This is a genomic window from Pseudonocardia sp. ZF1, from assembly GCF_056835605.1.
In genome coordinates this window covers 4702823-4721425 of record NZ_JAJNBY010000001.1, presented here as the reverse complement: position 1 = coordinate 4721425, position 18603 = coordinate 4702823, and the positions used below count along the sequence as shown (strand labels likewise).

The window sequence follows — 18603 nt, the reverse complement described above, 5'->3', positions numbered from 1 at the left end:
CGGGGACCGGGCGTCGGTCGGTGGTACCTCCGAGGTCAGCGGGGGAGGCCGGAGGCGCGCCAGGCGCCCGGGCCCGCGTGCAGCGGGGCGCGGAGCTGGGTCGCGGGGTGCGACCACAGGTCCGGCGTCCGCGGCGGGGCGGGCGGCCCACCGGCGCTCGCCGCCGCGGCGACGACGGCGGTCAGCGCGGCGAGCTCGTGGTCGTCCGGGGTGCCCCGCACGACGCGGAACAGCGCGCGGCGCTCCTCCGGGGTCTGCTCGGTGGACTCCTCGGCGGCCATCAGAGCGGGATGTTCCCGTGCTTGCGGGTCGGGCCCTGCTCCCGCTTGGTGGACAGCATCCGCAGCGCCCGGCCGACGTAGCCGCGGGTGTGCGACGGCGGCACGACCGCGTCGATGTAGCCCCGGTCGGCGGCGATGTAGGGGTTGCAGAGGGTGTCCTCGTAGTCCTGCTGCAGCTCCGCCCGCCTGGCGGCGAGCTCGTCGCCCTCCAGGCCCTTGAGCTCCTTGCGGTACAGGATCGACACCGCGCCCTGCGCGCCGGTGACCGCGATCTGCGCGGTCGGCCAGGCGATGTTGACGTCGGCGCCGAGGTGCTTGGAGCCCATGACGTCGTAGGCGCCGCCGTAGGCCTTGCGGGTGATGACGGTGACCTTCGGGACGGTCGCCTCGGCGTAGGCGTAGATCAGCTTCGCGCCGCGGCGGATGATGCCGTTCCACTCCTGCTCGGTGCCGGGCAGGAAGCCCGGGACGTCGACGAAGGTCAGCACCGGGATGTTGAACGCGTCGCAGGTCCGCACGAAGCGGGCGGCCTTCTCCGAGGCGTCGATGTCCAGGCAGCCGGCGAACTGGGTCGGCTGGTTCGCGACGATGCCGACGCTGCGGCCCTCGACGCGGGCGTAGCCGATCACGATGTTCGGCGCCCAGAGCTCCTGGACCTCGAGGAAGTCCTCGTCGTCGACGACCCGGTTGATGACCTCGCGGATGTCGTAGGGCGTGTTCGCCGAGTCCGGGATCAGGGTGTCGAGCTCGCGGTCGGAGTCGATGATCCCGTCCTCGATCGACCCCTCGACGGGCTCGGTGGCCGGGAACGACGGCGCCTCGGACAGGTTGTTCGACGGCAGGAAGCTCAGCAGCTGCTTGACGTAGTCGAGCGCGTCGGCCTCGTCGCCCGCCAGGTAGTGCGCCACACCGGACTTGGTGTTGTGGGCCCGGCCGCCGCCGAGCTCCTCCATGTCGACGTCCTCGCCGGTGACGGTCTTGATGACGTCCGGGCCGGTGATGAACATGTGACTGGTCTCGTCGACCATCACGGTGAAGTCGGTGATCGCGGGGGAGTAGACGGCGCCGCCCGCGCACGGGCCCATGATCAGCGAGATCTGCGGGATCACGCCCGAGCTCTGCACGTTGCGGGTGAAGATCTCGCCGTAGAGGCCGAGGGCGACCACGCCCTCCTGGATGCGGGCGCCGCCGCCGTCGTTGATGCCGACGACCGGGCAGCCGATCTTCGCGGCCACGTCCATGACCTTGACGATCTTCTCGCCGTAGACCTCGCCGAGCGCGCCGCCGAAGACGGTCGCGTCCTGGGAGAACACGGCGACCGGGCGGCCGTCGATCGTGCCGGTGCCGGTCACGACGCCGTCGCCGAACGGGCGCTTGGCGTCCATCCCGAAGTTCGTCGAGCGGTGCCGGGTCAGCGCGTCCAGCTCGACGAACGAGCCCGGGTCGAGCAGCTGGTCGATCCGCTCACGGGCGGTCTGCCGCCCCTTCGCGTGCTGCTTCTCGACCGCGGACGCCGAACCGGCGTGGACCGCGTCCTCGAAACGCTGGTAGAGATCGGCGAGCTTGCCCGCCGTGGTGTGGATGTCCGGCTCTGCCCCACCACTGTCCGGGGTCGCCATCGGCTCCGTTGCGGCGCTCATGAGGTCGGAGCTTAACCCGCAAGTAGGTTCGGCCCGGGCGTGACGTCCGACGCAGCCGACCGGGTGGCCGTCCCGCCGACACCGTTACCGATCCGTTCACCCTCCGCGGTCCCCGGCGCGTCGCGGGGCCGTTACGGTGCGCGGTGATGACGACCGGGACGAATCACGGCGACGGGACCCCGCTGGACCCGTACGCCCTGCGGACGGCCGTGCTCCGTCCCGCGGGGGGCTGGACGGCGCTCGACGTCGTCGCCTCCACCGGATCCACGAACGCCGACCTGCTGGCCGAGGCCGGGCGCGGTGCGCCGGACCGCTCGGTGCTGATCGCCGAGGACCAGGTGCGCGGCCGCGGCCGCCTCGACCGGACCTGGATCTCGCGGCCCGGGGCGGCGCTGACGATGTCGGTGCTGTGGCGCCCCGAGGGCGTGCCCGCCGACCGGCTGGGCTGGCTGCCGATGCTCGCGGGCGTCGCGCTGGCCGACGCGATCACCGAGCTCGCCCCGGACGTGCCGGTGGCCCTGAAGTGGCCCAACGACCTGCTGGTCGGGCCGGCGCGGGGCAAGGCCGCGGGGATCCTCGCCGAGATGACCGCGGTCTCCGGCGGCGGGCCGGGGATCGTCCTGGGCATCGGGCTCAACATCTCCACCCCGGCCACCGACCTGCCGTGGGGTGCGACCTCGCTGGCCGCGCACGGGTTCACCGCGACCCGCGCCGAGACCGCGACCGTACTGCTGGGGCACCTGTACCGGCGCGAGGCGCAGTGGCGCGACGCCCGCGGCGACGCCGACGTCTGCGGCCTGCGCCGCGACTACCGCTCGGCCTGCGCCAGCCTCGGCTCGCGGGTGCGGGTGGAGCGCCCGGCCGGGGACCACCTCGTCGGGACGGCCGAGGACGTCGACCCGCAGGGCCGGCTGCTGGTCCACCCGGACGACGGGGCCCGCGTCGCGGTGGCGGCCGGGGACATCGTCCATCTGCGCGCGGCCGACCAGTCCTGAATCACCCACTGCGCTGACCTGCGACGCAGCCCCCGCGCGTCGCGTGGGCGGTCGGCGCCCGGCGCCCTACCGTGGGAGGTATGGCGTTCCCCGACAGCGCTCTGGACCGGGCTCTGGACCGGGTTCTCGACGAGGGCGAGCACGTCGTGCTGGTCGGGCACCCGCACTGGCGGCTGGCTCTGCGCCCGGCCGCGGTCCTCGTCGGGGTCAGCGCCGTCGCCGGGTTCGGGGCCGCCGTGGTCCGGCTGCAGCCGTGGGCGCCGTGGGCCTGGCTCGTGCTCGGGGTGCTCGCCGCGCTCGTCGCGGTGCGGTTCACGCTGCTGCCGATCGCCCGCTGGCGTGCCACCCTGCTGGTCGTCACCGACCGGCGGTTCCTCGTCCGGGAGGGCCTGCTCGTCCGCGACGGCCTCGACGTGCCGATCGACCGCATCGACTCGGTCCGCGTCCGGACCGGCGCCGGGGGACGGCTGTTCGGCTGCGGCACCCTGCTGCTCGACGTCGCCGGGGAGCGGCTGCGGTTCACCGACGTCGCGGGCGTGGAACGGGTGCAGGCCCGGCTGCACCGGGAGATCGGCCGGCTCGCCGAGCGGCGCCGCAGCAACGAGAAGGAGAGCGAGCACACGGCCCGCCGTGGTCACGCCGACGCGGCCGTGCGGGGCAGGATGGAGGCTCCCGCACCGCAGCGAGAGAGGGCGTCCCTGTGAGCAACGGTCTTCCCACGACGGTGCGCGACCCCGCGCTCCCGGAGCGCGTCGAGATCTACGAGGTCGGCCCCCGCGACGGGCTGCAGAACGAGAAGACCGTCGTCCCGGTCGCGGTGAAGGCCGAGTTCCTCGACCGGCTCGCCGACGCGGGCCTGCGCACGCTGGAGGCGACCAGCTTCGTGCACCCGACGTGGGTGCCCCAGCTCGCCGACGCCGCCGACCTGCTCGCCGTGCTCGACCGCCGCGCCGGGCTCGACTACCCCGTCCTGACCCCGAACGAGCGCGGGCTGCAGCGCGCGATCGACGCCGGCTGCGACCACGTCGCGGTGTTCGCCTCGGCCACCGAGACGTTCGCGAAGCGCAACCTCAACCGCACGCTCGACGAGCAGTTCGCGATGTTCGAGCCCACCGTGACCCGCGCGGTGTCCGAGGGCCTGCGGGTGCGGGCCTACGTGTCGATGGTCTTCGGCGACCCGTGGGAGGGCGGCGTCGACCCGGACCAGGCCGCCGCCGTCGGGGCGCGGCTGATGGAGATGGGCTGCGACCAGCTCTCCCTCGGCGACACGATCGGCGTCGCCACCCCGGCGCACGTCGGCGCGGTGCTCGACGCGTGCGTCGCCCGCGGGGTCGGCGTCGAGCGGCTCGCGGTGCACTTCCACGACACCTACGGCCAGGCGCTGTCCAACACCCTGGCCGCGCTGCGGTACGGCGTGACCACCGTCGACGCCAGCGCGGGCGGCCTGGGCGGCTGCCCCTACGCCGGGTCCGCGACCGGCAACCTCGCCACCGAGGACCTGGTGTGGATGCTCGACGGGCTCGGCATCGACCACGGCGCCGACCTGCGGAAGCTGGTCGACACGAGCGTGTGGATGGCCGGGCACCTGGGACGGCCGTCGCCGTCGCGGGTGGTCACGGCGCTGTCGGCCTGACCTCGAACATTCCGGTGAACCGGGACCGGTACACGACCGCGCCGTCGCCGGTGCGGGTCAGCGTCCCGCGCAGCGTGATCAGGCCCATCGACGGGCGGCTGCGCGAGACGCGGGCCTCGAGGACCTCCATCTCCGCGTGCAGCTCGTCGCCCGCGAACACCGGTGCCGGCCACGCGATCTCGTCGCCTCCGGGTGAGCCGAGCGACGCCGCGCGGGACAGCACGGTGTCGACGTAGGCGCGCATCCACAGGCTCGCGGTGAACCAGCCGGACGCGGCCAGGCCGCCGAACACCCGCTCGCCATCGGCCTCGTGCAGGTGGAACGGCTGCGGGTCGAAGCGGGCCGAGAACGCGACCATCTCGTCGCGGTCGACCGCGGTCGTACCGAGGTCGACGACGGTCCCCGGGGGCAGGTCGTCGAAGTACAGCTCAGCCACGCAGCACCTCCAGCACGGCGTCGTGCAGCAGACCGTTGCTGGTCAGGCCGTGCCCGCCGGACCAGGTCGGGTTCCCGGCGAGGTCGGTCAGCCGCCCGCCCGCCTCGGCGACGACGGCGGCCGGCGCCGCCAGGTCCCACGGGTTCGCGGCGGGTTCCACCGCGACGTCGACGACCCCCTCGGCGACGAGCACGTGCTGCCAGAAGTCGCCGAACGCGCGGGACTCCCAGCAGGCCTCGGTCAGCGCGATCCAGCCCTCCCGCGACGCCGGGGACGGGTCGGTGCGGAAGGTCTCGGTGTTGGTGGTCGAGACGTAGGCGTCGGCGACGTCGGCCACCCCCGACACCGCGATCCGCTTCGGCGTCCCCGACGGCAGGTCACGCGCCCAGGCCCCGGCCCCCGCCGAGCCCCACCAGCGCCGGTGCAGCGCCGGCGCGCTCACCACACCCACCGTCGGCACACCGTCGACGACGAGCGCGATCAGCGTCGCCCACGCGGGCACCCCGCGGGAGAAGTTCTTGGTCCCGTCGATCGGGTCGATCACCCAGCCGCGGCCGTGCGCGGTGTCGGTGGACCCGCCGCGCTCCTCCCCGAGGATCGCGTCGGCGGGGCGCTCGTGGCCCAGCGCGGCGCGGATCGCGTCCTCGGCGGCGGTGTCGGCGTCGGTCACCGGGGTGCGGTCCGGCTTGCGCTCCACCCGCAGGTCGGCGGCCCGGAAACGGGGCAGCGTGATCGCGTCGGCGAGGTCCGCCAGGCGCAGGGCGAGATCCAGATCACCGGGTTCGGCGGGCACGCATCGGTCGGGGTTCACGTTGGGCGAGCATGCCAGCTCGCACCGCCACCGTGCCCGGGGCCCGGAGCCCTATGCTCGGTGAGATGACCACCGTGGTTCTGGCCGAGGACGACGCGGCCATCGCCGAGCCGCTGTCGCGGGCCCTGCAGCGCGAGGGGTACGACGTCGACGTCGTCGCCGACGGCGTCGGCGCCGTCGACCGGGTCACCCGTGCGCAGGTCGACCTGCTCGTGCTCGACCTGGGGCTGCCCGGCATGGACGGCCTGGAGGTCTGCCGGCGGGTCCGTGCGACCCTGCCGGACCTGCCCGTCCTCATGCTCACCGCCCGCACCGACGAGGTCGACTTCGTCGTGGGGCTCGACGCCGGCGCCGACGACTACGTGTCCAAGCCGTTCCGGCTGGCCGAGCTGCTGGCCCGGGTGCGGGCGCTGCTGCGCCGCCGCACCCAGGACGTCGTCGAGGTGGACGGCCTGCGGATGGAGCTGTCCGGCCGCCGCGTCCTGCTCGACGGCGACGAGATCTCCCTGGCCAACAAGGAGTTCGAGCTGCTGCGCGTGCTGATGATCCACGCCGGCCAGGTCGTGACGCGCGAGGAGATCCTGCACGCGGTCTGGGGTGACGCGGACATGAAGTCGTCGAAGACGCTGGACATGCACATGTCGTGGCTGCGCCGCAAGATCGGCGGCGAGAAGCGGATCGCCACCGTCCGCGGCGTCGGCTTCCGGTACAACTCGGACTGAGGTCGCCGTGCGCCGCCGGATCCTGATCTCCACACTGCTGACGGTGGCGCTGACCGCGCTGTTCCTGGGCGGCCCGCTCGCGCTCGCGACCTGGCAGCTCGTCGAGGACTTCACCCGTGCCGAGCTGACCCAGCGCCTCGAGCAGGTCACCGAGACCGTCGAGGAGTACGGCACCGGGCCGCAGTCGCAACGGCTGGTGGAGGCGGCGATCCCGCCGAACTCCCGGCTGGTGGTCGTGCCGCCGGACTCCGACCCGATCGTCTACGGCGTGGACCGGGTCGACGACCCGGTGACCGAGTCGCTGCCGTTCGGGCCGGGCGGGATCATGGAGCTGTCCCAGCCGACCTCGGTGATGCGGTCCCAGCAGACCCAGGTTGTGGCCGTCGTCGTGCTGCTGGTGGGGTTCTCCGTCACCGTCGGCACGGGGGTCGCGGTGTACACCGCGCGCCGGCTGTCGGACCCGCTGCGCGACCTCGCGGCCCGCGCCGCCCGCCTCGGTGCGGGCGACTTCCGCCGGTCCCCGGCCCGCTACGACATCGCCGAGCTCGACCGCGTCTCGGAGGTCCTGGACTCCTCGGCGACGGCGCTGTCCCAGCTGCTGCACCGCGAGCGGTCGCTGGTCGGGGACGTGTCCCACCAGCTGCGCAGCCGGATCACCGCGCTGCAGCTGCGTCTGGACGAGCTCGCCTGCCACCCCGACCCGGACGCCCGCCGCGAGGCCAACGCGGCGCTGGAGCAGACCGAGCGGCTCACCGCCGTCCTCGACGACCTGCTGGAGTCCGCGCGCGCCGCGCGGGCGGTCGGGGCGGAACCGGTCGACCTGGCCGAGGCCGTCGCCGACGCCGAGCGGGAGTGGCGCGGCCCGCTCACCGCGGCCGGCCGGTCGCTCAAGGTGCGGGTGCCCGAGGGGCTGCTCGCCCGGGTGACCGCGGCACGGCTGCGCGAGGCGATCGGGGTGCTCGTCGACAACGCGCTGCAGCACGGCGACGGACCGGTCACGATCTCCGCGCGGACCGGGGAGAACGCGCTGCTGGTGGAGGTGTCCGACACCGGGCCCGGCGTGCCGGAGGACCTGGTGCCGCACGTGTTCGACCGGGGCATCTCGGCGCAGTCCTCGACCGGGCTGGGGCTGGCGCTGGCCCGGACGCTGGTCGAGGCCGACGGTGGCAGGCTGGAGCTGTCCCGGGCCCGGCCGCCGGTGTTCCGGCTGTACCTGCCCGCGGCCCGCACCGACGACGTCGCCGCGGCGGCCCCGGTGCCCGACCGCACCGGCCCGCGGTAGCCGGTGGCCCGGTCGCTCAGTCCCCGGGGGCCGGGGGGACCGGCGGGGGCTGGCGTCGCACGAACTGGTCCGGCCACACGAACCGGCGGAACGCCCACCAGCGGAAGGCCATCCCGACCAGGGTGCCGACGATCTGGCCGGCCACGAAGTCCGCGGACTCCTGGGCGACCAGCGAGACGAACGGCACCTGCAGCTCGAAGACGTAGCGCGAGACCCACAGCGGCGCCGAGTACACCCCGACCCCGACCCCGCTGATCACGAAGAACAGGAGGGCCTCGTGGTGCCGCTCGCGCCCGCCGCGGGTCCGGAAGGACCACTCGCGGTTCAGCACGTAGGACACCATCGTCGCCACCAGCACCGCGACCACCTTGGCGGTCACCGGCTTGTCGGCCAGCACCGTGGCCTTCAGCACCAGGAACACCACCGTGTCGATGACCCAGGTGCTGCCACCGACCATCAGGAACTTGATCAGCTCGCGGTGTTTGATCGCCTTGTCGCGGTACGGCTGGGGGATCCTGGCGAGCGTCGCCTCCACCACCGTCACGGGATCGATCGTGCCAGATTAGGCTCCCGGTCTCGTGGAGAGGGTTGACGCGCAGAAGGCCGCCTTGCCCGTCGTCGGCATGGTCGGCGGTGGCCAGCTGGCCCGGATGACCGCCCAGGCCGCCGTCGCGCTGGGGCAGACCCTGCGGGTGCTGGCCGCGTCGCCGGACGATCCGGCGGCCCGGGCGACGCCGGACGTCGTCATCGGCGACCCCGACGACGCCGCCGCGCTGCGGGAGCTCGCGACGGGCTGCTCGGCCGTCACGTTCGACCACGAGGGTGTCCCGCAGGAGGTGCTGGTCCCGCTCGCCGAGGCCGGGCTGCCGCTGCGGCCGCCGCCCTCGGCGCTCGTGCACGCGCAGGACAAGCTGGTGATGCGACGACGGCTGTCGGAGATGGGGCTGCCGGTGCCCGCGTTCGCCGAGGTGGCGGCGCCCGGCGACGTCGCCGCGTTCGGGGCAGGGCACGGCTGGCCGGTCGTGCTCAAGGCCACCCGCGGCGGCTACGACGGCCGCGGCGTCTGGTTCCTGCGCGCCGGCGGCGACGACACCGACCGGCTGGTCGCCGACCTGCTCGACGCCGGCACCCCGCTGCTCGTCGAGTCCGCGGTCCCGATGACCCGCGAGCTGGCCGCGAGTGTCGCCCGCTCGCCCTTCGGCCAGGCCGCCGCATGGCCGGTCGTCGAGACCCTGCAGGTCGACGGCCAGTGCGCCCGGGTCACCTCGCCCGCCCCCGGGCTCGACCCGGACCACGCCGCCCGGATCCAGGAACTGGCGCTGCGGATCGCGGCCGAGCTCGGCGTCGTCGGGCTGATGACGGTCGAGCTGTTCGAGACCGCGCCCGGCGAGGTCGTCGTGAACGAGCTGGCGATGCGCCCGCACAACTCCGGGCACTGGACGATCGAGGGCTCGGTCACCTCGCAGTTCGAGCAGCACCTGCGCGCGGTGCTGGACTACCCGCTCGGCTCCACCGCCCCGGTCGCCCCGGTCGCGGTGATGGCGAACGTGCTGGGTGCGGCGCAGGAGCCCGCGATGGGCATGGACGAGCGGCTGCACCACTGCTTCGCGCGCTTCCCCGAGGCGAAGGTGCACCTCTACGCCAAGGACGGCCGCCCGGCCCGCAAGATCGGCCACGTGACGGTGCTCGGCCGCGACGAGGCCGACGTGCGCACCCGCGCGGAGCTCGCCGCGGGCTGGCTGGCCACCGCGACCTGGGCGGACGGCTGGTCCGCCCACACCGGCGATCCCCGCTCCCCGCACTCCCCGGAAGGACCTCGATGACGCAGACCGGCTCCCCGCGCGTGGGCGTGATCATGGGCAGCGACTCCGACTGGCCGGTGATGGGCGCCGCGGGCGCCGCGCTCGACGAGTTCGGCGTGCCGTGGGAGGTGGGCGTCTACTCCGCCCACCGCACCCCGCAGCGGATGCTCGACTACGCCGCCTCGGCCGCCGACCGCGGCCTGCAGGCGATCGTCGCCGGGGCCGGTGGCGCCGCGCACCTGCCCGGGATGGTCGCCGCCGCGACGCCGCTGCCGGTCATCGGCGTGCCCGTGCCGCTGAAGTACCTCGACGGCCTGGACTCGCTGCTGTCGATCGTGCAGATGCCCGCCGGCGTGCCGGTGGCGACCGTCGCGGTCGGCAACGCTCGCAACGCCGGACTGCTCGCGGTGCGCATCCTCGGCGCCGGCGACGAGCGGCTCCGGCAGGCCATGGTGGAGTACCAGGCCGACCTCGAGCGCAGCGTCCTGGACAAGGACGCGGCGCTGCGCGTGGCCGCCCGCGAGGGCTGAGGACCGGGCCGCGATTTTCCGGTGGCGCGCCGCTCGATCCCGTGCGTACGGTGTCGGTACACGGGAGAGGAGGTGGTCCAGCAGATGAGCTACAGCAGGACACGTGAGGTGGCCGTCAGCTAGCACCACGTTCTGCTCCGGCGGGGAGAACCCGTCGGAGAGGCGGTCGTGGAAGCCGGTGTGGTGCCGGCGAGTTCCCGACGGTCACCCGTGATCCCCGGGTTCGAACTCTGTCCGGTTCGGTGACGCACCCCGGTGCGGCCCGGGGATCACGCATGTCCGGGGCCGGACGCCCCGGGGCCGGGCTCAGCCCGTGCGCCGGGTCGACTCCCGTTCCAGGGTCCGCGCCGCGCGCTCCAGACGCCGGGTCACGTCCTCCAGGTCGGGTGCCGGGGCCGGCTCGCCCGCGTCCTCCAGCGGCAGCATCGGCGCGACCCGGCGGAAGTGGTCGACGGTGCCGGGCAGGTCGGCGTCACGCGCGCCCTCGACCAGCCACCGGCGCAGCGCCTGGTTGTGCGCGGCGACCAGCGCCGCCGCCGTCACCGCGGCCCGCAGCTCGCCGTCCGGGCGGTCGCCCAGCCGGGCGGTGAGCTCGCGGGTGAACAGCCGTCGGTAGTGGTGCACCGACGCGGCCTCGCGGTCGCGCAGCGCGGGCACCGAGCCGACGAGCGCGAAGCGCAGCCGGGCGACCTCCGGGTCCTCGGTGTAGAGCTCGAACACCGTCTCCGCGGCACGCAGTGCCAGTGACGGCAGCGGTTCGTCGGGGTGCGCGCCGGCGAACACCTCGCCGATCCGGGCCAGCCCGCGCTCGTGGTCGGGGGACAGCGCGTCCTCCTTGCCGCGGAAGTAGCGGAAGAAGGTGCGGCGCCCGACGCCCGCGGCGGCGGCGATGTCGTCGACGGTCGTGTCGTCGTAGCCGCGTTCGGTGAACAGCCGCGCGGCCGCCGCCACCAGCTCCCGCCGCACCTCGGCCCGCCCCTCGGGGGAACGCCCGCGCCGCGTGCTGGTCGTCATGGCACGGAGGGTAGCAAGGTCCCGTGACATGTGGCACGGAGTGCCGTTAGCATGGTCGGCATGAACAGCGAGTTCGACAGCTACCGGCTCAGCGACGAGCACACGGCCCTCCGCGAGGCGGTCCGGGACCTGGCGGAGAAGGAGATCGCCCCGCACGCCGCCGACGTCGACGAGCAGGGCCGGTACCCCGTCGAGGCGCGCGACGCGCTGGTCAAGGCCGGCTTCCAGGCCGTGATCATCCCCGAGGAGTACGGCGGCCAGGGCGCCGACGAGCTCGCCGGCTGCATCGTGATCGAGGAGGTCGCGCGGGTCTGCGCGTCGTCCTCGCTGATCCCCGGGGTGAACGGGCTCGGGCTCACCCCGATCCTGCTGTCCGCCTCGGACGAGCTGAAGAAGCAGGTCCTGCCGTCGGTCGCCGCCGGCGAGGCGATGGTCAGCTACGCGCTCTCCGAGCGGGAGGCGGGCTCCGACGCCGCGTCGATGAAGACCCGCGCCCGCCGCGACGGCGACGAGTGGGTCCTCAACGGCACCAAGTGCTGGATCACCAACGCGGGCGAGTCGACCTGGTACACGGTCATGGCCGTCACCGACCCGGAGAAGAAGGCCAACGGGATCTCGGCGTTCGTGGTCCACTCCGACGACCCGGGCTTCGTCGTCGGCACCAAGGAGCGCAAGCTCGGGATCCACGGCTCGCCGACCCGCGAGATCCACTTCGAGGACTGCCGCATCCCGGCCGACCGGATCATCGGCGCCGAGGGCACCGGCTTCAAGACCGCGCTGCGCACGCTGGACCACACGCGTCCGACCATCGGTGCGCAGGCCGTCGGCATCGCGCAGGGTGCGCTCGACGTCGCGACGCAGTACATGAAGGAGCGCAAGCAGTTCGGCAGGCACCTGGCCGAGTTCCAGGGTCTGCAGTTCATGCTCGCCGACATGGCGATGAAGGTCGAGGCCGCCCGCCAGCTCTGCTACGTGGCCGCCTCGCGCGCCGAGCGCAACGAGCCCGACCTGGGCTTCATCTCCTCGGCCGCCAAGTGCTTCGCCTCCGACACCGCGATGCAGGTGACCACCGACGCCGTCCAGCTGCTCGGCGGCGCGGGCTACACCCGCGACTTCCCGGCCGAGCGCATGATGCGCGACGCGAAGATCACCCAGATCTACGAGGGCACCAACCAGATCCAGCGGATGGTGATGGCGCGTTCGCTGCTCAGGTGACACCCTGACGCCCCATGGACGGGGCCGTCGTGGACCGCGCACTGCTCGACCGGCTGCTCGACACCGATCCGGCGCTGCGCTGGCAGGTCGAGCGCGACCTGGCGGGTGCGCCTCCCGAGGTCTGGGAGGCCACCCGCGCCCGCGTCGCGACCGAGGGGATGGGCGCGCGGCTGCTCGCCCGCCAGGACCCCGACGGCACCTGGGCGGGCGGTGCGTACTTCCCGGCCGCACCGTCCACGGTGGAGGGGCAGCCCTGGACGGCGACGACCTGGTCGCTGAACGCCCTGCGCGAGTGGGGCCTGGACCCGGCGGCGCTGGCGGGCACCGCGGAGAAGCTCGAGTCGTGCCGCTGGGAGTACGACGACCTGCCCTACTGGGACGGTGAGGTCGACGCCTGCATCAACGCGTTCACCGTCGCCAACGGACTGTGGCTCGGCCGTGACATGGACGCCTCGCCGCCTGGTTCGCCGAGCACCGGCTCGCCGACGGCGGCTGGAACTGCTTCTGGGTGGACGGCGCGCAGCGGTCGTCGTTCCACTCCACGCTGAACGCGCTGTACGGGCTGCTCGCCCACGAGCGGGCCACCGGCGGGACCGTCGCGACGCGGGCCGCCCGCCGGTCGGGTGAGGAGTACCTGCTGACCCGCGGTCTGCTGTACCGGCTCTCGACCGGCGAGCCGGTGGAGCTCGAACGGGACCCGGCCGAGCTCGCCTACCCGTTGCGCTGGCGGCACGACGTGCTGCGCGGCACGGAGTACTTCCGCCTCGCCGCCGCGCTCGACGGGGTCCCGCCCGACCCGCGGCTCGGCGACGCCGTCGCGGCGCTGCGCGCGTCGCGGCGGCCGGACGGGCGCTGGGTCCAGGGCGTCCGCGACCCGGGTGAGATGTGGTTCGAGGTGGACGTGCCGCCGGGGGAGCCGTCGCCGTGGCTGACCCTGTACGCCACCCGGGTGCTCGCCTGGTGGGAGGCGGCGGCCTGAGGAGTCGGTACCCGGGCCGCGGTCCGGGGCCGGGTGCGCAGCGCCGGGGTGCCGACGATCACGGACCCGGCGGGGTGCGGATGACGAGCACGGCCGCGGCCGGTTCCCCGGCGAGGGCGGTGTAGGTGTGCTCGCCGTCGGCGGGCCAGCGGGTGGCCTCGCCGGTGCCGAGGTCGGCCTCGCGCCCGCTGCGTCCGGCCCGGACGGCACCGCGGGTGACGAGCAGGTGCTCCATCACGCCCGGACCGTGCCCGGGGGACACGTGCACCGCCTCCGGGACGAGGGCCAGGGCGTACACCTCGACGGTGCCGTGGTCGTCGGTGGCCGTGTCCAGCAGGCGCGCGGTGATGCCGGGGCCGGCGACCTCGGCCCCGGGGTGCTCGGCGAGCAGCCGCGACAGCGGTACGCCGAGGGCGTCCGCGAGCGCGTAGAGGGTGGACAGGGTGGGGTTGCGGCTGCCGTTCTCGATCTCCGACAGCGAGCCCTTGCCGATCCCCGCCCGCTCCGCGAGCGCTCCGAGGGACAGGCCGCGTGCGGCCCGGGCCGTCCGCAGCCGTGCGCCGACGGCCGTGCGCAGCCCCCCGTCGTCCACCGGGCGACTGTAGCCCGGCCCGTCCGGACAGGTGGACGCCCGCGGCGGGGGAGCGCGGGCTACCCCGCCGGCGCGTCCGGGCCGGGCCGCGGCACGGGCGTCCCCGGGTCGCGCACCGCGGTGGCCGCGGAGAAGCGGGCCGGGAGCGCCGTGACCTGGTCCCGCAGATCCTCCACGTCCCACAGGTCACGGCCGTCCGGTTCCCGGAAGGCCGGTGTCACCAGGCCGGCCCTGGCCCAGCGGTGCAGTGCCCGCGGGCTCAGGGCCAGTCTGGTCGCGGCCTCGCCGGTGGTCACCAGTCGCACCGGGCGCCGCCGCCGGTCAGGCCGCGGCGGGTGCCGCGGAGCGGGCGGTCAGGCGGCCGACGACCAGGCTGCAGCCGTAGCCCAGCACGACCGAGCCGACCACGAACGACAGCAGCATCACCGTGAAGGGGCCGGTGGGCAGCGAGAAGTCGGTGCCCGACGCCCCGCTGAGCAGGCCGAACGCCGCGGTCGTGGCGAACCCGACGACCGCGCCGGGGACGAACCCGAGCACCGGTACGAGCGCACCGAGGATGAACACCGCGGTCATCCCGCCGATGATCAGGCCCAGCAGGGCGGGGTTCGTGGTGAGGCCGGCCAGGACCAGCATGACGGTGCCGGTGACGATGCCCCAGACGTTCGTGGCCAGAGCGGTGACCAGCGCGGGCCGGTCACCGCCCGCCGCGAAGAACGTCGCGGCGCCCAGGAACGTCGCCGGTACGAACAGGCCGAGCCCGGAGAGCGGACCGAGGTAGAGGTACGCGATCACCGCCCCGGCGACGCCGATCACCAGGGCCAGAGCGACGGGCAGCTTCATGAGACGGGCCTTCCGGTAGAGCCGCGCCCGGCGGGTGCGGCGGCCCACGCAGGATGGGCCGCGGCAGGTGGCCGTACCAAGATCGGCGGACCGGACGTCACCGCCTGTTTTCCGGACGACACGGTTCGGTCATCTTTGGTCGGGTCGGCGGCTCCCCGTGTATCGGCTGCAGAACATCCTGCTTACCGCCCGCGGCGAGTTCTGTTTACAGAACGACGCGGTTAGGGTGGCGCCGTGGATCGTTCCTGGGCGCAACCGGTGTCGGTCGGTGTCGTCTCCGCGGTGATCGGGGTGACCAGCTCGTTCGCCGTCGTCCTCGCCGGGCTGACGGCGGCCGGTGCCGACCCGGCGCAGGCCGCGTCCGGGCTGGTGGTGCTCACCGCGCTGATGGGGGTGGCGACGATCTGGCTGTCCCGCCGGTTCCGCCGCCCGCTGATGGTCGCCTGGTCCACTCCCGGCGCGGCGTTGCTGGCCTCCACCGGAGCCGTCGCGGGTGGGTGGCCCGCCGTGGTCGGCGCGTTCGTCGTCGGCGGTCTGCTGATCGTCGCGACCGGGCTCGTGCGCCCGCTCGGGCGGCTCGTCGGCGCGATCCCGGCGCCGATCGCGCAGGCGATGCTGGCCGGTGTGCTGCTGCCGCTGTGCCTGGCGCCGGTCCGTGCGCTGGTCGAGCGGCCGCTGCTGGTGGCGCCGATCGTGGTCCTGTGGGTCGTCCTGTCGCGGTTCGCGCCGCGCTGGGCGTCCCCGGCCGCGTTCGGGCTGGCGCTGGTGATCGTCGTCGTGCTCGCCGACGGCTGGTCGTGGCTGCGCCCGCCGGAGATCGCCCTCACCGCCCCGGCCTTCTCGGTCGCGGCCCTGGTGGGGGTCGCGCTGCCGCTCTGGGTGGTCACGATGGCCTCGCAGAACGTGCCCGGCGTCGCGGTGCTCGCCGCGGCGGGCTACCCCGTCCCCTGGCGGTACGCGATGGTGCTCACCGGCGCCGGGACGGTGCTCGGGGCCCCGGCCGGTGCGCACGCGATCAACCTGGCCGCGATCACCGCCGCGCTGCCCGCCTCGCCCGAGTCCCACCCGGACCCGGCGCGACGCTGGGTCGCCTGCCAGGCCAACGGCGTCGCCTGCCTGCTGCTGGCCCCGCTCGCGACGACGATGGCCGCCCTGGTCGCGGCCGCGCCGCCCGGGGTCGTGGAGTCCGTCGCGGGGCTGGCGCTGCTCGGGACGTTCGGTGCCGCGCTCGCCGGGGCCCTCGCCGTCACCGACCCGGCGCCGGACCCGGCCGTCGCGCGGGTGCCCGCTGCCGCCGCGTTCCTGGTCTCGGCGGCCGGGGTCACGATCGCCGGGATCGGCGGGGCGTTCTGGGGGCTGCTCGCCGGGGTGGCGCTGCACCTGGTGCTGCGGCGGCGCCGGGCCGCCGCGTGACGCCGCGCCGCAGCCGCCACATCACCGCAGGACCCGGCGGCGTCAGCGGCGGAAACTCTCCACCCGCACCTCGTCGGTCGGGGCGAACCGCCCCGCGGCCGCGTCGATGAGCGCGATCGTCCGCGCCGACTGCGCGCAGCCGAACCCGTACTTCGCCCGCACCCGCGCGTCGGCGATCTCCATGCAGGTGCGGCTGCGCGTGACGAACTCGGCCACCGGGTAGGTCGTGCCGGTGTCCAGGTGCTCGGTCACCACCAGCGACGGCGAGTAGTAGCTGACCTCGGTGCCGTCCGGCCAGCGGACGTCGAACATCATCTCGGGCACGGTCGTGCACGGTAGGCGGCCCGGATTGCCGCCGTGTTGCGCGCGGCGTCTACAGGATGAAGCCGAACAGCGGGCTGTCCGGCGGGATCGGCTCGATGTGCGGGGGAGCCTCCTGCATCCGCTTGAGCAGCGCGGGCAGGTCGTCCGGCGAACCCAGCTCGATGCCGACCAGGGCCGGGCCGGTCTCCCGGTTGGAGCGCTTGGTGTACTCGAACAGGGTGATGTCGTCGTCCGGGCCGAGGACGTCGTCGAGGAACCGGCGCAGCGCGCCCGGCTCCTGCGGGAACTCGACGAGGAAGTAGTGCTTGCGGCCCTCGAAGACCAGGGCGCGCTCGACGATGTCGGCGTAGCGGGAGACGTCGTTGTTGCCGCCCGAGAGCAGGCAGACCGTCGTCGCGTCGCGGGGGATGTCGAGCCGGTCCAGCGCCGCGGGGGACAGCGCGCCCGCCGGCTCGGCGATGATCCCGTCGGACTGGTAGAGCGCGAGCATCTCGACGCAGATCCGGCCCTCGGGCACCGCGAGCAACTCCACGCCCGCGTCGCGCACCACGTCGAAGGTGGCCGCGCCGACCTTGCGCACGGCGGCGCCGTCGACGAACGGGTCCAGCGATCCCAGGTCGACCGGCTCGCCCGCGGCGACCGCGGCCGCCATGCTCGCCGCCCCGGCGGGCTCGACGCCCACGATCCGGGTCGACGGCGCGTGCTCGCGCAGGTAGGTGATGGCCCCGGCGAGCAGTCCACCGCCACCGACCGGCACGACCAGCACATCCGGCGGGTCGGCCAGCTGGGAGACGATCTCGCGGGCGATCGTGCCCTGGCCCGCGACGGTGCGCGGGTCGTCGAAGGCGGGCACCTGGGTGGCACCGGTGGAATCGGCGTCGGCGCGGGCGGCCGCGGCGGCCTCGTCGTAGGTGTTGCCGACCACCCGCACCTCGACGGCGTCGCGGCCCAGCCGCGCGACCCGGTCCCGCTTCTGGCGCGGGGTCGTGCCGGGCAGGTACACCCGCCCGGTCACGCCGAGGCGCTGGCAGGCGAACGCGACGCCCTGGGCGTGGTTGCCGGCGCTGGCACAGACGACGCCGGCGAGACGGTCGGCCTCGGGCAGCTGCGCGATGAGGTTGTAGGCGCCGCGGATCTTGTACGAACGGACCGGCTGCAGGTCCTCGCGCTTGACCCAGACCTCGCCGCCGAGCGCGTCGGACAGGCGGGGGTTGAGCTGCAGCGGGGTCGGGCCGATGACGGCGCGGAGCCGGGCCGCCGCGTCGTCGACGTCCCGGGCGCTCACAGAGGGGGTCACGGTCGACCAGGGTGTCATGACCCCCGCACGGGGTCGCCGCTCACCCCAGGCGCAGGGTGACCCGCTCGGACTCCGCGCGGCGGTCGAGGGTCGCCGGGTCCTCGGCGGCGTTCACGGTCTGGACCAGCGAGGCCCCCGCCGCGAGGACGGCGAGCAGCCCGTCGCGCAGGCCGTCCGCGCTGTCCCACCCGGTGCTCGACAGCACCCGGGCGCCCGCGGTGATGCCGAGTGCGTCCGCACGCTCCCGGGCCGCGGCCAGGACCTGCTCTCCGCTCGCGCCGTCCCAGGCCGGGGCCGCGCCGTCCACCGGGTCCCACGGGACGAACTCGTCGCCGTGCACCCGCACCTCGGTCGCGAAGTCGACGGTGCCACCGGGGAGGTCGCCCAGGCCGCGGCCGAAGAAGTCCAGCGAGAACGCGACGACCGTGCCCGCCCCGGCCGCGAGCGCCACGTCGAGCCGCGCCGCGTCGGCGAGCACGACGTCCGCGCCCGCCGGGTCGCCGATCAGCTCCGCGCCGCAGGACCACACGGCCAGCAGCGCGGCGACGGTCTGCCAGTGCGCGGGCAGCAGCGCCGCGACCCGGGTGCCCGGCTCGACGTCGACCTCGTCGCGCAGCAGGTTCGCCGCCTTCGCTGTCCAGTTCGCGGTGGTCGTGCCGGACAGCTCGGTCCGCTCGCCGGTCGCGTCGTCGTAGTGGGTGACCAGCGGTCGCGGGGCGGCGGCGCCGAGCGCCGGGCCGAGCAGCGCGTCGGTGAGGAACAGGCCGGAGCCGAAGACGGTGTCCATCACGCCGGAA

At 74.6% G+C, this 18603-nt stretch carries 23 protein-coding genes; 11 read left to right on the top strand and 12 right to left on the bottom strand.

Annotated features, from left to right (window positions below):
• Window positions 1-35: 35 nt before the first annotated feature.
• A complete protein-coding gene (locus ZF1_RS22690) occupies window positions 36-281 on the bottom strand; it encodes an acyl-CoA carboxylase epsilon subunit (RefSeq protein WP_482638293.1) in 246 nt (81 codons plus the stop codon).
• Window positions 281-1921 (bottom strand): acyl-CoA carboxylase subunit beta, encoded by a 1641-nt coding sequence (locus ZF1_RS22685; RefSeq protein ID WP_073576369.1) that lies wholly within the window; start codon window positions 1919-1921, stop codon window positions 281-283. Before ZF1_RS22685 ends, ZF1_RS22690 begins: the two co-directional genes overlap by 1 nt.
• Before the next feature lie 146 nt (window positions 1922-2067).
• On the opposite strand from ZF1_RS22685, the gene ZF1_RS22680 reads away from it, so the two are divergent.
• The 3 genes from ZF1_RS22680 (at window position 2068) to ZF1_RS22670 (ending at window position 4549) form a co-directional block, all read left to right on the top strand.
• On the top strand, window positions 2068-2916 hold the full coding sequence (locus ZF1_RS22680; RefSeq protein WP_482638292.1) for a biotin--[acetyl-CoA-carboxylase] ligase: 849 nt from the start codon (window positions 2068-2070) through the stop codon (window positions 2914-2916).
• 80 nt (window positions 2917-2996) lie between these two features.
• A complete protein-coding gene (locus ZF1_RS22675; protein ID WP_346106738.1) occupies window positions 2997-3620 on the top strand; it encodes a PH domain-containing protein in 624 nt (207 codons plus the stop codon).
• The gene (locus ZF1_RS22670) at window positions 3617-4549 is read left to right on the top strand and encodes a hydroxymethylglutaryl-CoA lyase (protein WP_251784314.1); all 933 of its coding nucleotides are present in this window, start codon (window positions 3617-3619) and stop codon (window positions 4547-4549) included. Before ZF1_RS22675 ends, ZF1_RS22670 begins: the two co-directional genes overlap by 4 nt.
• Here the strand turns inward: ZF1_RS22670 and ZF1_RS22665 are convergent.
• The gene (locus tag ZF1_RS22665; RefSeq protein ID WP_208821725.1) at window positions 4530-4985 is read right to left on the bottom strand and encodes a MaoC/PaaZ C-terminal domain-containing protein; all 456 of its coding nucleotides are present in this window, start codon (window positions 4983-4985) and stop codon (window positions 4530-4532) included. The two genes, ZF1_RS22670 and ZF1_RS22665, sit on opposite strands and share 20 nt — an antisense overlap.
• Entirely contained in the window at window positions 4978-5796 is an 819-nt protein-coding gene (locus ZF1_RS22660) for an inositol monophosphatase family protein (protein WP_224401492.1), read from the bottom strand. The genes ZF1_RS22665 and ZF1_RS22660 overlap by 8 nt, the downstream gene beginning before the upstream one ends.
• A gap of 65 nt (window positions 5797-5861) precedes the next feature.
• Between ZF1_RS22660 and ZF1_RS22655 the strand changes: the two genes are divergently transcribed.
• Window positions 5862-6518, top strand: coding sequence for a response regulator transcription factor (locus tag ZF1_RS22655; protein WP_062397592.1), 657 nt, complete (start codon window positions 5862-5864; stop codon window positions 6516-6518).
• Window positions 6519-6525: 7 nt separating this feature from the next.
• Window positions 6526-7800 (top strand): sensor histidine kinase, encoded by a 1275-nt coding sequence (locus ZF1_RS22650; RefSeq protein ID WP_208821719.1) that lies wholly within the window; start codon window positions 6526-6528, stop codon window positions 7798-7800.
• A gap of 16 nt (window positions 7801-7816) precedes the next feature.
• On the opposite strand, the gene ZF1_RS22645 is transcribed toward ZF1_RS22650, so the two are convergent.
• The gene (locus ZF1_RS22645) at window positions 7817-8344 is read right to left on the bottom strand and encodes a GtrA family protein (RefSeq protein WP_179761869.1); all 528 of its coding nucleotides are present in this window, start codon (window positions 8342-8344) and stop codon (window positions 7817-7819) included.
• A 34-nt stretch (window positions 8345-8378) separates the two neighbouring features.
• Between ZF1_RS22645 and ZF1_RS22640 the strand changes: the two genes are divergently transcribed.
• Both ZF1_RS22640 and purE read left to right on the top strand, forming a co-directional pair.
• Window positions 8379-9623, top strand: coding sequence for a 5-(carboxyamino)imidazole ribonucleotide synthase (locus tag ZF1_RS22640; RefSeq protein WP_308215835.1), 1245 nt, complete (start codon window positions 8379-8381; stop codon window positions 9621-9623).
• Complete coding sequence (gene purE / locus ZF1_RS22635) at window positions 9620-10132, top strand: 5-(carboxyamino)imidazole ribonucleotide mutase (protein ID WP_178376051.1); 513 nt, start codon at window positions 9620-9622, stop codon at window positions 10130-10132. The genes ZF1_RS22640 and purE overlap by 4 nt, the downstream gene beginning before the upstream one ends.
• Window positions 10133-10438: 306 nt before the next feature.
• On the opposite strand, the gene ZF1_RS22630 is transcribed toward purE, so the two are convergent.
• Window positions 10439-11146: a TetR family transcriptional regulator gene (locus ZF1_RS22630; protein ID WP_208821716.1), complete on the bottom strand. Its 708-nt coding sequence runs from the start codon at window positions 11144-11146 to the stop codon at window positions 10439-10441.
• A gap of 60 nt (window positions 11147-11206) precedes the next feature.
• On the opposite strand from ZF1_RS22630, the gene ZF1_RS22625 reads away from it, so the two are divergent.
• Genes ZF1_RS22625 through ZF1_RS22615 form a run of 3 tightly spaced genes read left to right on the top strand, consistent with a single transcriptional unit; the run spans window position 11207 to window position 13340 of the window.
• Window positions 11207-12361, top strand: a complete 1155-nt coding sequence (locus ZF1_RS22625; RefSeq protein ID WP_208821713.1) for an acyl-CoA dehydrogenase — start codon at window positions 11207-11209, stop codon at window positions 12359-12361.
• 14 nt (window positions 12362-12375) lie between these two features.
• On the top strand, window positions 12376-12909 hold the full coding sequence (locus ZF1_RS22620; protein ID WP_482638291.1) for a hypothetical protein: 534 nt from the start codon (window positions 12376-12378) through the stop codon (window positions 12907-12909).
• Window positions 12870-13340 carry a hypothetical protein gene (locus tag ZF1_RS22615; RefSeq protein WP_482638290.1) on the top strand — a complete coding sequence of 157 codons (471 nt, stop codon included), beginning with the start codon at window positions 12870-12872 and terminating at the stop codon, window positions 13338-13340. Before ZF1_RS22620 ends, ZF1_RS22615 begins: the two co-directional genes overlap by 40 nt.
• Window positions 13341-13398: 58 nt before the next feature.
• On the opposite strand, the gene ZF1_RS22610 is transcribed toward ZF1_RS22615, so the two are convergent.
• From ZF1_RS22610 to ZF1_RS22600, 3 genes are read right to left on the bottom strand one after another with little or no spacing between them, the layout of a single operon-like run.
• Window positions 13399-13932 carry a helix-turn-helix domain-containing protein gene (locus ZF1_RS22610; protein ID WP_482638289.1) on the bottom strand — a complete coding sequence of 178 codons (534 nt, stop codon included), beginning with the start codon at window positions 13930-13932 and terminating at the stop codon, window positions 13399-13401.
• Between the two features lie 59 nt (window positions 13933-13991).
• The gene (locus ZF1_RS22605) at window positions 13992-14228 is read right to left on the bottom strand and encodes a helix-turn-helix domain-containing protein (protein WP_062397580.1); all 237 of its coding nucleotides are present in this window, start codon (window positions 14226-14228) and stop codon (window positions 13992-13994) included.
• Between the two features lie 25 nt (window positions 14229-14253).
• On the bottom strand, window positions 14254-14772 hold the full coding sequence (locus ZF1_RS22600) for a DUF1097 domain-containing protein (protein ID WP_251784309.1): 519 nt from the start codon (window positions 14770-14772) through the stop codon (window positions 14254-14256).
• A gap of 234 nt (window positions 14773-15006) precedes the next feature.
• Here ZF1_RS22600 and ZF1_RS22595 point away from each other — a divergent pair, with 234 nt between their 5' ends.
• Entirely contained in the window at window positions 15007-16185 is a 1179-nt protein-coding gene (locus ZF1_RS22595) for a benzoate/H(+) symporter BenE family transporter (RefSeq protein WP_482638288.1), read from the top strand.
• 42 nt (window positions 16186-16227) lie between these two features.
• On the opposite strand, the gene ZF1_RS22590 is transcribed toward ZF1_RS22595, so the two are convergent.
• From ZF1_RS22590 to ZF1_RS22580, 3 genes are read right to left on the bottom strand one after another with little or no spacing between them, the layout of a single operon-like run.
• Window positions 16228-16500, bottom strand: a complete 273-nt coding sequence (locus tag ZF1_RS22590) for an MSMEG_0570 family nitrogen starvation response protein (protein WP_482638745.1) — start codon at window positions 16498-16500, stop codon at window positions 16228-16230.
• A 58-nt stretch (window positions 16501-16558) separates the two neighbouring features.
• Entirely contained in the window at window positions 16559-17824 is a 1266-nt protein-coding gene (gene ilvA, locus ZF1_RS22585; protein WP_073576353.1) for a threonine ammonia-lyase IlvA, read from the bottom strand.
• A gap of 22 nt (window positions 17825-17846) precedes the next feature.
• Window positions 17847-18593, bottom strand: coding sequence for a TIGR03089 family protein (locus tag ZF1_RS22580; RefSeq protein WP_083658765.1), 747 nt, complete (start codon window positions 18591-18593; stop codon window positions 17847-17849).
• Window positions 18594-18603: the final 10 nt, after the last annotated feature.

Coding starts and splice junctions, on each gene's coding strand:
- ZF1_RS22690 (WP_482638293.1), bottom strand. CDS start 281: ATGGCCGCCGAGGAGTCCACCGAGCAGACCCCGGAGGAGCGCCGCGCG.
- ZF1_RS22685 (WP_073576369.1), bottom strand. CDS start 1,921: ATGAGCGCCGCAACGGAGCCGATGGCGACCCCGGACAGTGGTGGGGCA.
- ZF1_RS22680 (WP_482638292.1), top strand. CDS start 2,068: ATGACGACCGGGACGAATCACGGCGACGGGACCCCGCTGGACCCGTAC.
- ZF1_RS22675 (WP_346106738.1), top strand. CDS start 2,997: ATGGCGTTCCCCGACAGCGCTCTGGACCGGGCTCTGGACCGGGTTCTC.
- ZF1_RS22655 (WP_062397592.1), top strand. CDS start 5,862: ATGACCACCGTGGTTCTGGCCGAGGACGACGCGGCCATCGCCGAGCCG.
- purE (WP_178376051.1), top strand. CDS start 9,620: ATGACGCAGACCGGCTCCCCGCGCGTGGGCGTGATCATGGGCAGCGAC.
- ZF1_RS22630 (WP_208821716.1), bottom strand. CDS start 11,146: ATGACGACCAGCACGCGGCGCGGGCGTTCCCCCGAGGGGCGGGCCGAG.
- ZF1_RS22625 (WP_208821713.1), top strand. CDS start 11,207: ATGAACAGCGAGTTCGACAGCTACCGGCTCAGCGACGAGCACACGGCC.
- ZF1_RS22620 (WP_482638291.1), top strand. CDS start 12,376: ATGGACGGGGCCGTCGTGGACCGCGCACTGCTCGACCGGCTGCTCGAC.
- ZF1_RS22600 (WP_251784309.1), bottom strand. CDS start 14,772: ATGAAGCTGCCCGTCGCTCTGGCCCTGGTGATCGGCGTCGCCGGGGCG.
- ZF1_RS22590 (WP_482638745.1), bottom strand. CDS start 16,500: ATGATGTTCGACGTCCGCTGGCCGGACGGCACCGAGGTCAGCTACTAC.
- ilvA (WP_073576353.1), bottom strand. CDS start 17,824: ATGACACCCTGGTCGACCGTGACCCCCTCTGTGAGCGCCCGGGACGTC.
- ZF1_RS22580 (WP_083658765.1), bottom strand. CDS start 18,593: ATGGACACCGTCTTCGGCTCCGGCCTGTTCCTCACCGACGCGCTGCTC.